This is a genomic window from Streptomyces sp. NPDC005408, assembly GCF_040606445.1.
Classification (GTDB): domain Bacteria; phylum Actinomycetota; class Actinomycetes; order Streptomycetales; family Streptomycetaceae; genus Streptomyces.
Genome location: NZ_JBEXEX010000099.1, coordinates 1 through 11,426, shown reverse-complemented (window position 1 = coordinate 11,426; position 11,426 = coordinate 1). Strand labels below are relative to the sequence as shown.

Here is an 11,426-nt window from a genome sequence, read left to right as displayed (position 1 = left end):
GCGGACCAGACGCCAAAAGGCTTACGAGTAGGGATCACTGATCACCGCCAAGGGCACGTACTGCGCCATCCAGACAGACGACGATCCCGAAGGCGAATAATCGCTGCCTCATGAGTCCGCACCACCGCTCCGCGCGTTGACCAGCGTGGCGCGGAAGAACGCCGTCGTGACCCCGCGGAAGCCCGTGTGCCCGAGCGCACCCGCATGCCGGAGACACCACAGCTCGGGCTCGTCCTTGCCTTCCGCCGCGTTGGAGGACTCGCCGCACGTCGTGCACTCAGCCTCGTAGACCGGTCCGCTGCCCTGCTTGTCCGTGGTCAACGCCCAGTCCGCGAACCGAATAACCGCGCGCGGTCTTGTCGGCTGACGATTCAGCGCGCCGCCGACTTCTACTGGTCCCTGAGTACCGTCCATCAGCTGTCTCCGTCCCGAGGCGGCACCGCCATGAGAGCCCATACGGACTTACCGACCCCTCTGCGTTCGCTTACGCCCCACCGGTCGGCGAGCTCGCTGACCAGGACGAGCCCTCGGCCACACTCCGAGTCGCTGGTCGCGGCATGCTTGTAAAGCCACTCGTCAGCGCTGTCGTGCACCTCGATGCGGAGGTCTTCGCCAGCCAGTTGAAAGCGGGTTTCGATCTCACGCCCCGGCGAAACGTGCGCATGCCGGACAGCGTTCGTGACCAGTTCGGAGAGCACGACGAGAGCCGTGTCCTCAATCTTCGCCAGGCCCCAGGCGGCGAGCGCCTTGCGCAGCTCGACACGAGCCAGGCAAACGCACCGCGGATGACGAGCCCATCGGCACACCATCTCCGGGCTGTTCAGCGCATCCTGTCGCTCCTGCATAACTCAGAGGATGGCGAGCTCAACGCCCCACCGATTCCCGGCGATAGGGGTACCCATGATGGGTAAACTCGGCTCGGAGAATCACTGATATTCCTTGTGCCCAGGCAGATTCGAGGAAGCGCGTGTCAGGAGACCTCTCACCAACGGCATTACCGGCCCATGTCCTGGGCCGGGCCGATGTGCAGGCCGCGTTGAAGCGGCACGACTTCGGGCAGGTCTTCAAGCTGGCCCGGCAGTGGGGCGGGATCAGCTTTCTGAAAATCGCCGACGCGTGCGACATCAAGCCGGAACGAGTGGGGAAGCTGGCACGCGGCGACGGAGCGATCACCACCTACGAGAAGATCGCGTGCATCGCCGATGCCCTAGGCATTCCCGGCCACATGATCGGGATGGCACCGCGCCCGTGGGAGCAGGCATCAACGCCCACATCTCCAAGCCGCCCGGAGCTAATCTCTCCCCTCGCTACGCCCGCCCCACGAATTTCGAATGTTCCCGAGACCGATGATCTGGGAACCGTCGATCTCGAAGGAGACGAAGTGCAGCGCAGGAGGTTCCTCGCCGCTTCCCTAGGTATCGCCACCGGTGCCGCCATGACCCCAGCAGACACGGCCGGCCGCCGCATTGGTCACCGGCAGGTGCAGCACCTTCAACGACGCACCGCCCGTCTGCGTAGCCTCGATGACGTACTCGGCGGAGCCGACACCCGGCACATCTACCGCGCCGAACTCGGCAGAACGATGAACCTGCTGCGCAACGCCTCGTACACGGAAGGCACGGGCCGACAGCTCCTCAGTCTGGTGGCAGAGCAGGCGCAGCAGGCAGGCTGGGCGGCGTTTGACGCAGGGCGACAGACCGAGGCATCAGCCCTCTACGAGAAGGCGTTTCAGGCGGCGACCGCGGCCCAGGACGCGGCGCTGGCAGGCAACTCCCTCGCGTTTCTCGCCTACCAGCAGGTCAGTACCGGAACCTCTGGCGTGGCGACCGCCGCCGCATCCTGCGAGACAGCCAGCGCAGACGCACCCGCGACTGTCCGGGCCCTTCTCTTCGAACGTCGCGCATGGGCCCATGCCAAGGCAGGCCAGGCGAAGGAGACCGAGCAGGCACTCGGTCAAGCCGAGGAAGCCCTGATGGGGAACAACAGCGATCGTCCCGGGCCCGACTGGTCGTCGTGGGTCGACACCCGCGAGCTCCAGATCATGAAGGGCCGCTGCTGGACCGAGCTGCATCGTCCACTACGAGCAGTGCCCGCGCTCGAAGCAGCCTTGGCCGACTTCGACGACACCCACGCCCGCGACAAGTCGCTGTACCTCACCTGGCTCGCGCACGCCTACATGGACGCCGGGGAGATCGAGCAGTCAGCCACAGTGATCACCAAGGCCATGGATCTCTCCACCGGAATCGGCTCCGTCCGGCCCCAGCAGCGCGCAAACGAGTTCCTGCTCAGGCTCCAGCCGCACCGGGCGATCGCGCCCCTAGCCGAGCTCCTGGACCGCGCGGCCATGTGATCACTCAGCGACGCTGCGGGCGATCCACTCCAGGCCGGCCGGAGAGCCCGCCACGATGGACACCGCATTGATCTCGGGGTTCTTCCACGGGTGGTGCTCCAGCAGATGCTCCTCAAGTTCGCTGTACCGGGCCGCCGTTGTCTTGAAGATCACCTGCCATTCCTCGCCCTCACCGAATTCGCCCAGGTGCCAGAACACCGAGGTGACAGGGCCGACCACCTGCGCCCCCGCAGCCAGACGTGCCTCCGTCGCGCCCCTGGCCAGTGCTACCGCTGCCTCACGGCTCTCCGTCGCTGTGTACACCTGCACGCACTCAGTCATGAGCCAGAGCCTAGGCCGGACCACGACCCGCCAACCAGGCCACGCAATGAGCGCTGCTCAGACCCCTGGACGACAGCCTCCCAGCAAAGAGGATATGAAGAGGGCTTGACTCTGGTCATGGGGTCCAGTGTGGCAGGTGCCGCGATGTCCTGGCCCGCGCATTTCGCGGCGGCGAGCGGGCGAGGCCCGTTTCGCGGAGGCGGCCGAGGCTCATTCGCGGCGGTGGCCGACGAGGCCGCGGAACCCTCGTGCGCACGTTTGTAAGACTGCCGACATACGGCGGCCGCACGCCGGCGGTGACGACGTCGCCTTTCGGACACCGCCCGTTGACACGCTGCCCAGATGCTGGCGCTCCCCGTCTCCGTCGACACCCGCCGCTGCCAACTGCTCGGCCTGGTGGGCTCGACGGCGCTGGCCGCGGGCGGTGTGACCGCGGGTGCGCTGCCCGTACGGAAGGCTCTCGCACCGGAGTCCGGCCGGGCTGCGCTCGGTCTGGTCGCGGCGTACTTCGGACTTGTCCTGCTGATCGCGGCCTGGGCGCTGTTGGGGCGGGTGATCCGCGGGCCCGAACCACCGGGCCGGCGCACCCTGCTGCTCACGCTCGGGTTGTGGGCTGCCCCGCTGCTGCTGGCGCCGCCGCTGTTCAGCCGCGACGTGTACAGCTATCTCGCGCAGGGCGCCATGGTCGACGCACAGATAGACGTGTACGCGCACGGGCCCTCGCGGCTCGGCGGACCGCTGCCCGCGGAGGTGGCGCCGTTGTGGCAGCACACCCCTACTCCGTACGGCCCGCTCTTCCTCGCCTGCGCGCGGGCGATAACCGACTTCACCCGCAGCGAGGTCTTCACCGGCGTGCTCGGCATGCGGCTCGTCGCCCTGCTCGGGGTCGCCGTGATGGTCTTCTGTCTGCCCACGCTGGCCCGGCACTGCGGAGCGGACCCGGCCGCCGCGCTCTGGCTCGGGGCGCTCAATCCGCTGGTGCTGCTGCACCTTGTCGGCGGCGCCCACAATGACGCGATCATGCTCGGCCTGCTGGGCGCCGGGCTCGTGGCCGCGCTGGGGCGATGGCCGATCGTCGCGGTCGTCCTGGTCACGCTCGCGGCTCTGGTGAAGGCGCCGGCCGCGCTGGGGCTGGTGGCCGTCGCCCTGCTCTGGGGCAGACAGCTCGGCGGCCGTGTGCCACGGCTGAGGGCTCCACTGCTCAGAGCCGCACCGGCGGTCCTGGGGATCAGCGCGGCGACAACGGCTGCGACCACCGCCCTGACCGGCACTGGATACGGATGGATAGCCGCCCTGGACACCCCCGTCTCGCCGCAGAACTGGTCGCTCACCTCCTCCCTCGGCCGGATGTCCGGCGCGCTGTTGGAGAACGCGGGCAGCAGCCTCGCCCAATTCGCCGCGCCCGCCTGGCACTTGGCGGGACTGGCCGCCACCGTCCTTGCCGTACTGATCGCATGGCGGCGCCACCACCGGCTGCGCCCGGTGTACGCACTCGGGCTGAGCCTGATCGCGGTGGCCGTCCTCGGACCGGCGATAAGGCCCTGGTACGTGCTGTGGGGGCTGTTCCTGATAGCCGCGGCCGGACCCGACAGTTCGGTGCGCCGGACGGTCGCCGTCGCGAGCGGAGTGCTGGCGCTGGCCGTACTGCCGAGCGGGTTCGCGCCGGAGGGGCCGCAGGTGGCGCTCGCGACCTGCGGCGGAGTCCTCGCGGTGCTCGCGCTGTGGTGTGCCCACCGCATGACGGGGCGCGCGGCGTCCGGCACCGGGACCGGCCCGCTGGGAAGCGCGGCATGACGATGACGCCGGGGAACGGCATGACCCCGGGGACGCTGGGGACGCTGGGGAGCACCGCATGACGATGACCAGAACCACGACCATTAGCTGGCCGACGACCACGCGCGGACGGCTGTCCCTCGTCGTGGGGCTGGCGGCCGCGGTCGGACTCTTCCTGGCCACCGTCCCGCTGCACCGGGACTGGTTCGACCTCGGTGTGTACTACGGAACCGTCGAGTCCTGGACGGACGGCGGGCGCATCTACGACTATCTGGTGCCGGGCACGCACTACGGCTTCACGTATCCGCCGTTCGCCGCGGTGTGCATGCTGCCGATGACCCTGGTCGACTGGCAGAGCGCGGTCGCGATCAGCGTGCTGCTCAATCTCGCGGCGGCCGGAGCGGTGTTGTACTGCTCGGCCGGAGCCGTCGTCCGTCGGCACGGCTGGAGCCGCTGGTTCACCTTCGCCGTCGCGGGCTGTCTGTTCGTGCTGCTGGAGCCGGTCCGCGACACCTTCAGCTTCGGCCAGGTCAACCTGCTGCTCCTGGCCCTCGTACTGGCGGACGCCTGGCTGCTGTCCACCGGCCGCGGGCGCTTCGCGGGCTTCGGCATCGGTCTGGCCGCCGCGATCAAGCTCACCCCGGCCGTGTTCATCGGCTATCTGCTGGTCACCCGCCGCTGGCGCGCGGCCGCCACGGCCGTGGCCGTCGCGATCAGCGCCACCCTGCTCGCCATGTGGGTCGCGCCCGACGCCTCGCGGGTCTACTGGACCGAGGCGATGTGGAACACGGACCGGGTCGGCTCCCTCGCGTACGTCTCCAACCAGTCCTGGCAAGGAGTCGTGGCCCGGCTCTCCGAGCCGGACGCCCCCAGCCGTCTGGTCTGGGCGCTCGGTGTGATCGTGATCCTCTGCCTCTGGGTCTGGCGGGCCCGCCGGGCCGTCGCCGCCGGAGACGAACTCGCGGGCTTCGCGGTGACCGGCCTCACGGCCTGCCTCATCAGCCCGGTCACCTGGGTGCACCACCTGGTCTGGGTCTTCCCGGCACTCGCGGTCCTCATCGACGCGGGGCTGCGCCTGGAGAAAGGGGACCCGAGACGGCGCCGTCTGCTGCGGTGGGCGGGAGCGATCTACGTCATCCTGTGCAGCAGCGTCGTATGGCTGTGGAGCTGGGACGCGACCGGCATCGACGGCTTCCTGGGCAGCAATACGTACGTCTGGATCTCGCTCGGTCTCCTCATCGCGCTCCCCCTGCGAGAGGGGGCGAGGGCGACCGCCGCCCGCCCTCTTCCGGGACATGCCGCGTCTGCAACGATGGGCACATGCGCGCACGCTACGGAGTACCCCTGGGAATCACGGCAGTCGGCGCGGCCGGCCTCGCCTACGCCGCCGGCTTCGAGGCCCGCTCCTTCCGCCTCCGACGGCTGACGGTTCCCGTCCTGCCGCGCGGGATGCGCCCGCTGCGCGTACTCCAGGTCTCCGACATCCACATGGTGCGCGGCCAGCGCAAGAAGCGCGCCTGGCTCCAGTCCCTGGCGGGCCTGCGCCCGGACTTCGTGGTCAACACCGGCGACAACCTGTCCGACCCGGAGGGCATCCCGGAGGTCCTGGACGCGCTCGGCCCGCTCTTCGACTTCCCCGGCGTCTATGTCTTCGGCTCGAACGACTACTACGGACCCAAGCTCCGTAACCCGGCCCGCTATCTGCTCGAGAAGGCCCAGGGCCGCCACGGCCTGAACGGCAACGCCCCGGCGGTCGGCGTGGTCCACAACCCGTGGGAGGAACTGCGCGACGCCTTCGACACGGCGGGCTGGGTGAACCTGAGCAACACCCGCGGCAGCCTGAAGCTGGACGGCTACGAGCTCGCGTTCACGGGCCTCGACGACCCCCACATCAAACGCGACCGCTACGACCGCGTCGCGGGCGGCCCGGACAAGGACGCCGACCTGTCCCTGGCCGTGGTCCACGCCCCGTATCTGCGCACGCTTGACGCGTTCACGGCTGACGGCTACCCCCTGATCCTGGCGGGCCACACCCACGGCGGCCAGCTGTGCATCCCCTTCTACGGCGCCCTGGTCACCAACTGCGACCTGGACACGGCCCGCGTCAAGGGCCTCTCCACCCACAGCACCGCCGGAAACGTCTCTTACCTGCACGTCTCGGCGGGCTGCGGCACGAACCGCTACACGCCGGTACGGTTCGCGTGCCCGCCGGAGGCGACGCTGCTGACGCTGGTGGGGCGGGACTGAGACCGCCCGGGCAGATGCGCGAAACCGGATTTCGTCCACGGCCGCGGGTGGGCTAAAGTAATCGATGTCGCCGCGACAGCGGTGACATCGGGGTGTAGCGCAGCTTGGCAGCGCGCTTCGTTCGGGACGAAGAGGTCGTGGGTTCAAATCCCGCCACCCCGACAGCTAAAACAGCAGTTCAGGGCCGGTTTCCCTTCACGGGAAACCGGCCCTGACTCGTTCGGTAAGGCCCCTGGGGAGTGAACGGGGAGTGGATCAAGGAAATCGACTCCCCGGACGTCACACCTGACGCGCTCGCAGCAGCACAGCGTGGGGAGCCTCGGCATCCCTCGACTGGAAGAGTGAGCAGGTCGACCTGCGGAAGTGGTTGAGGATTCCCGTCAGCCCTACAGTCCCGCTATGACAGAGATGGAGACGCGCCGACGGCGCCGAAGACTGTTGATCGCCCTGTCCGCCGTTGCCGTACTCGCCCTGCTCGCCGGTGCAGCCTGGGCCGGCTGGCTCGACAAGGACCGTGCATCGGTTATCGCGGCATTCCTGAGCGTCATCGCCGCTGCAGCATCCTGGGAAGCAACCGGACGCGCAAGCGACACCGCGGAGGAAGCACGTAGAACTGCCGAGATTGTGGCGCGCATAGAGAGCGACCGCTGGCACCACGAGATCACTCCGGAGGTCAATATCAAGGTCAATCCCGCCGGGTACGAGGGAAATACGGCGTACATGCATGTGGCCTTCGTGGGACCGGCCATCCATCAGGAGATCGAGAGCGTGTTGCTGTCCATCATGGATGACGGCCGTATGCGACTGCCGGGCGTGACGCACGGGCTCAACCAGGAGCAGATTGATGCACAAATCTGGGGGGCTTACAAATTCGAGTCGACGAACGACGGGGCGTCAGATGACGGACGCCGTGTGCCACCGTTTGTCCTCAAACTTGGCCACCAGCGCGACTTCTGGCTAACCCGCACATCGGGTCCCGAAGACTACCCACCCGGGAACTGGCGCGCCGACTACGGTGGCCTGCCTGTGCGAGTTCGGGTCGAATGTACGGTTGTCGGGGAGGCCCGATCTTGGGCGTACATTCGCGAGGTCCAACCGGTCATGCGTTGAGACTGAACTACACCAGGCGGCAGGGCTCGAACCGGCGGCCAAGCGCTTAGAAGGGGCTGAGGTGGTTCATTGGGGGACTGGCTCTGAACTGGCCTTTTCAGCCAGTGGTGTTGGGGTGGCCGGTTACTTCGACACGCATTCGACAGGACGGGGTTAGCCGCAGGCGGTCAAGCGCGGCGCCATGCTTCGAAGAATCGCTCGCGGTCCTGTGACGTTTCGAACTCCCGCCAGCTGGCCAGCGCGACGCGCCATGCGCTCATCTCTGCGTCTCGTAGCCACAGCTCGCCTCCTACCCCTCACCGGCATGCTCAGCAGCTCCGGCCTGACCTGTGCGAACTGGCCCGCACCACGCGGCTGTCCGTCTCCACGCTGCAGCGCACCGCCCGGCGCACCGCCGCCGTACCCCCGGAGGCCAATGTCGCCGCCTTCGTCCGCGGCTGCGGGCAGGACGGCGACGCGGAGGGAGGCACTGCGCCTGTGGCGCCGCGCCCGCGTCGAGAAGCGCGGGATCCTCACCGGTCTGCGCGCCAAGGCCATATGTGCCCAACTCGTCCAGCCCGTCGCGGACCCGCTCCTGCGAGCTGCCCAGATGCTCAGCCAGATCCTCGACGCCGAAGGGTGGCTGGACCGGCATCGTCCGGTGGATCTCCTCGGCGTCCTGACTGACGCCCAGCGACCGAAGATTCTTCACGTCTCCCCCATTCAATCCCGCTCTCACCCGCGGGCGCCCATCTGCATCACTTGGTGTTACACAATGGCCAAGCCCTCGGTGCACGCAACCAACATGAACGATCAACAGCAGAAGGCCCTCGGGTTCAGCATGGATTGACCGGCGACTGCGGGGCCGCTGCCTGACAAGGCGGCAGCCTCCTGCTGTCACAGGAGGCCGCCGGTGGTGGCCGCTCGCAGATCTCGCACCGGTTTCCCTGGAGTCGACGAATCAACTCCTTATACGGATAGACGGGACCCGTCAGACGGTCGGTCAGTTCCGCCGTCTTTTGCCGCTTGAGGGGTCATAGACGCCCGCAAGCCTCCCTCGCCGCGAAAGGTGATCGTGATTTCCATGTGAGTTGATTCACGCAGTAGGAATAGCCACCCCGACACGCTTTGAGAGCAAAAATATAATCCACGCCTGCAATGCTGGCTCCAGCATTTGCGCAGGAGGCTACAGAAGCCTGTGCAGGAGTGCTACTGACAGCAATTGCGCCGACAGCTAGGGCAAATGCACTCAATGTCAGGGTTATCTGTCGAATTGATCTCATGCTGGGTTCGACCTTTCTGAGAGTGAGTTCCTCTTTGGGGCAACGGTAGTTAGCTTGAGCGTTCCAGCGCGGAGGGCACAGATAGAGTTGATCTTGTCTGCCAGGACGTCGAACTGTCGGCGACGTGTGCCGATGCTGGAGCGGCTCGTCGCGCTTCTTGACTGTATGTGCTCTCCTTCGGGTTCCTGACTGTGGTGGTGCAAGAGTGGCGCGAGCGTTCCGTGCTTCCCTTGTGTGTGCAGAGGACGAGGTTCACAGACGGGGATAAATGATTGATGAACGCTCTGGTGGGCGAAGTGAGGCAGAGGAGGCTGATGGCTCCTAAGGGCTTGCAGATCATCAAGGTGTTGCTTCCCGTCCCATGGCTCGTTGATGTGGTATGCGCATCCCGGACGAGATCTGTGCCCAACTCGCTGTGAAGTTCGCGGTGTTGTTCCCACATCTGGATGAGCGGCAGCGACGGCTGCTGATGGCCGCAGAGGCCCGTGTCCTGGGACACGGTGGTGTTCGGGCCGTCGCGCGGGCGGCCTCGGTGAGTGAGACCACGGTCCGCAAGGGCGTGTTCGAGTTGGAGGCCGGCGAGGAACCTCTGGAGCGGGTGCGGCGGCCGGGCGGAGGCCGCAAGAGGGTCGCAGATCTCGATCCGGGGCTGCGGCCGGCACTGCTGGCGCTGGTCGAGCCGGACGAGCGGGGCGATCCGATGTCACCGCTGCGGTGGACGGTGAAGTCGACCCGCACGCTGGCGCGGGAGCTGGCCCGGACCGGGCACAAAGTCAGTGCGGACACCGTCGCGGACCTGCTGCGGGAGGAAGGCTTCAGTCTGCAGGCCAACGCCAAGACCATCGAGGGAAGCCAACATCCTGACCGGGATGCCCAGTTCCGCTATCTCAACGAGCAGGCCCGCGATCACAGGGACACCGGCCAGCCGGTGATCAGCGTGGACACCAAGAAGAAGGAGCTCGTCGGCGAGTTCAAGAACAGCGGCCGCCAATGGCGGCCTGCGGCTGATCCGATGCCGGTGAACGTCCATGACTTCGCCGACCCACAACTGGGCAAGGCCGTCCCGTACGGGATCTACGATCTCGTGGCGAACACCGGCTGGGTCAACGTAGGCACCGATCACGACACCGCCGCGTTCGCAGTGGAATCGATCCGCCGCTGGTGGTCCGGCCAGGGCCGGGCCGCCTACCCGCAGGCGAAACGACTGCTCATCACCGCCGACGCGGGCGGCTCGAACGGCTACCGCACCCGGGCCTGGAAGCTCGAACTCGCCCGGCTCGCGGCCGAAACAGGACTGACGATCACCGTTTGCCACCTGCCGCCGGGCACATCGAAGTGGAACAAAATCGAGCACCGGCTCTTCTCGCACATCACCCTGAACTGGCGCGGCCGCCCGCTGACCAGCCACGAAGTCATCGTCCGGTCCATCGCCGCCACCACCACCTGCACCGGACTGCGCGTCATGGCCGAGCTGGACACCAACATCTACCCAACCGGAGTCCAGATCGGCGACGCGGAGATGGCGTCCCTGCCACTGACCCGACACGCCTTCCACGGCGACTGGAACTATGCCGTGCACCCCCAGCCGTGCCCTGCCATCCCAGCGCCCCGGGCTCCGCAGAAGCCGGCCCCGGAGTGGGACCATGCTCTACTGTCCGACCCCGTCCTGACCGGCATGTCCCGGCAGCAACTGAGCGATCTCACCGACACTTTGGCCGTCGACGGCGACATCAAGCGCGGCCGTCCGCCCCGGCTCGCCTTCCCCGACCAAGTCCTGGCAGCCGTCCTTCACCTGCGGGTCTCCCTGGCCGCGGAACCCCTCGCGGTGCTGTTCGACAGCAGTCGGACCGCCATGCACCGCACCCTGCTGAAGATCAGGAAACTGCTCAAGGCGCACAGCATCGTCATCCCGCCGGCGGCCACCCCGCCCTCCGCCCTCACAGCCCTCCAGGCTCGGGTTCGAGCTCTGAGCGGCGACCCCAGCGTGATCAAGACAACATGTTAATGATCTGCAAGCCCTTAGTCTCGAATACTGTGGAATCCGGCATGGTCTGTACCCGTCCACGAATGTCCAGCACGTCATCTGACCTGCGAGGCAAGCTCACTGACGGACGTCCCTGGACTACTGCGGAACAAGCCCGGACAGCTTGTAATGCGTAGGTCTAGAAGCGGACCGCACCTCAGGTCGAGCCAGGGGAGTGAACGGGGAGTGGATCAAGAAAATCATGCCGTGCGGCGCCTACGCTGACCAACGCACGCCAAGGCCCTGACCTGCACGTACATTCAACGGTCCTGGTCAACGATCTTTCCGCACATTATTCGGGACGAAGAGGTCGTGGGTTCAAATCCCGCCACCCCGACAG

General features: G+C 67.1%; 10 protein-coding genes and 1 tRNA gene. 8 read left to right on the top strand and 3 right to left on the bottom strand.

Features of this window, described 5'->3' with window-relative positions; translation table 11 throughout:
- Window positions 1-108: 108 nt before the first annotated feature.
- Window positions 109-414 carry a hypothetical protein gene (locus ABZS64_RS38345; RefSeq protein WP_355839709.1) on the bottom strand — a complete coding sequence of 102 codons (306 nt, stop codon included), beginning with the start codon at window positions 412-414 and terminating at the stop codon, window positions 109-111.
- On the bottom strand, window positions 414-845 hold the full coding sequence (locus ABZS64_RS38340; protein WP_355839707.1) for an ATP-binding protein: 432 nt from the start codon (window positions 843-845) through the stop codon (window positions 414-416). The genes ABZS64_RS38345 and ABZS64_RS38340 overlap by 1 nt, the downstream gene beginning before the upstream one ends.
- 122 nt (window positions 846-967) lie before the next feature.
- Between ABZS64_RS38340 and ABZS64_RS38335 the strand changes: the two genes are divergently transcribed.
- Window positions 968-2,350 (top strand): XRE family transcriptional regulator, encoded by a 1,383-nt coding sequence (locus tag ABZS64_RS38335; RefSeq protein WP_355839705.1) that lies wholly within the window; start codon window positions 968-970, stop codon window positions 2,348-2,350.
- Here ABZS64_RS38335 and cutA read toward each other — a convergent pair whose 3' ends face one another.
- On the bottom strand, window positions 2,351-2,671 hold the full coding sequence (gene cutA, locus ABZS64_RS38330; RefSeq protein ID WP_355839703.1) for a divalent-cation tolerance protein CutA: 321 nt from the start codon (window positions 2,669-2,671) through the stop codon (window positions 2,351-2,353).
- A gap of 342 nt (window positions 2,672-3,013) precedes the next feature.
- Between cutA and mptB the strand changes: the two genes are divergently transcribed.
- From mptB to ABZS64_RS38295, 7 genes are all read left to right on the top strand, one after another.
- Complete coding sequence (gene mptB, locus ABZS64_RS38325) at window positions 3,014-4,465, top strand: polyprenol phosphomannose-dependent alpha 1,6 mannosyltransferase MptB (RefSeq protein WP_355839701.1); 1,452 nt, start codon at window positions 3,014-3,016, stop codon at window positions 4,463-4,465.
- A gap of 58 nt (window positions 4,466-4,523) precedes the next feature.
- A complete protein-coding gene (locus tag ABZS64_RS38320) occupies window positions 4,524-5,870 on the top strand; it encodes a glycosyltransferase 87 family protein (RefSeq protein ID WP_355839699.1) in 1,347 nt (448 codons plus the stop codon).
- Entirely contained in the window at window positions 5,765-6,691 is a 927-nt protein-coding gene (locus ABZS64_RS38315) for a metallophosphoesterase (RefSeq protein WP_355839697.1), read from the top strand. The genes ABZS64_RS38320 and ABZS64_RS38315 overlap by 106 nt, the downstream gene beginning before the upstream one ends.
- 88 nt (window positions 6,692-6,779) lie before the next feature.
- Window positions 6,780-6,853, top strand: a tRNA-Pro gene (locus tag ABZS64_RS38310).
- A 237-nt stretch (window positions 6,854-7,090) separates the two neighbouring features.
- Window positions 7,091-7,801 (top strand): hypothetical protein, encoded by a 711-nt coding sequence (locus ABZS64_RS38305; protein ID WP_355839695.1) that lies wholly within the window; start codon window positions 7,091-7,093, stop codon window positions 7,799-7,801.
- Between the two features lie 415 nt (window positions 7,802-8,216).
- Window positions 8,217-8,630 (top strand): hypothetical protein, encoded by a 414-nt coding sequence (locus ABZS64_RS38300; RefSeq protein ID WP_355839693.1) that lies wholly within the window; start codon window positions 8,217-8,219, stop codon window positions 8,628-8,630.
- A gap of 812 nt (window positions 8,631-9,442) precedes the next feature.
- Window positions 9,443-11,068: an ISAzo13 family transposase gene (locus tag ABZS64_RS38295; protein ID WP_355839691.1), complete on the top strand. Its 1,626-nt coding sequence runs from the start codon at window positions 9,443-9,445 to the stop codon at window positions 11,066-11,068.
- The last annotated feature ends 358 nt before the right edge of the window (window positions 11,069-11,426 follow it).

Coding starts and splice junctions, on each gene's coding strand:
- ABZS64_RS38320 (WP_355839699.1), top strand. CDS start 4,524: ATGACGATGACCAGAACCACGACCATTAGCTGGCCGACGACCACGCGC.
- mptB (WP_355839701.1), top strand. CDS start 3,014: ATGCTGGCGCTCCCCGTCTCCGTCGACACCCGCCGCTGCCAACTGCTC.
- ABZS64_RS38295 (WP_355839691.1), top strand. CDS start 9,443: ATGCGCATCCCGGACGAGATCTGTGCCCAACTCGCTGTGAAGTTCGCG.
- ABZS64_RS38315 (WP_355839697.1), top strand. CDS start 5,765: ATGCGCGCACGCTACGGAGTACCCCTGGGAATCACGGCAGTCGGCGCG.
- cutA (WP_355839703.1), bottom strand. CDS start 2,671: ATGACTGAGTGCGTGCAGGTGTACACAGCGACGGAGAGCCGTGAGGCA.
- ABZS64_RS38305 (WP_355839695.1), top strand. CDS start 7,091: ATGACAGAGATGGAGACGCGCCGACGGCGCCGAAGACTGTTGATCGCC.
- ABZS64_RS38340 (WP_355839707.1), bottom strand. CDS start 845: ATGCAGGAGCGACAGGATGCGCTGAACAGCCCGGAGATGGTGTGCCGA.
- ABZS64_RS38345 (WP_355839709.1), bottom strand. CDS start 414: ATGGACGGTACTCAGGGACCAGTAGAAGTCGGCGGCGCGCTGAATCGT.
- ABZS64_RS38300 (WP_355839693.1), top strand. CDS start 8,217: ATGTCGCCGCCTTCGTCCGCGGCTGCGGGCAGGACGGCGACGCGGAGG.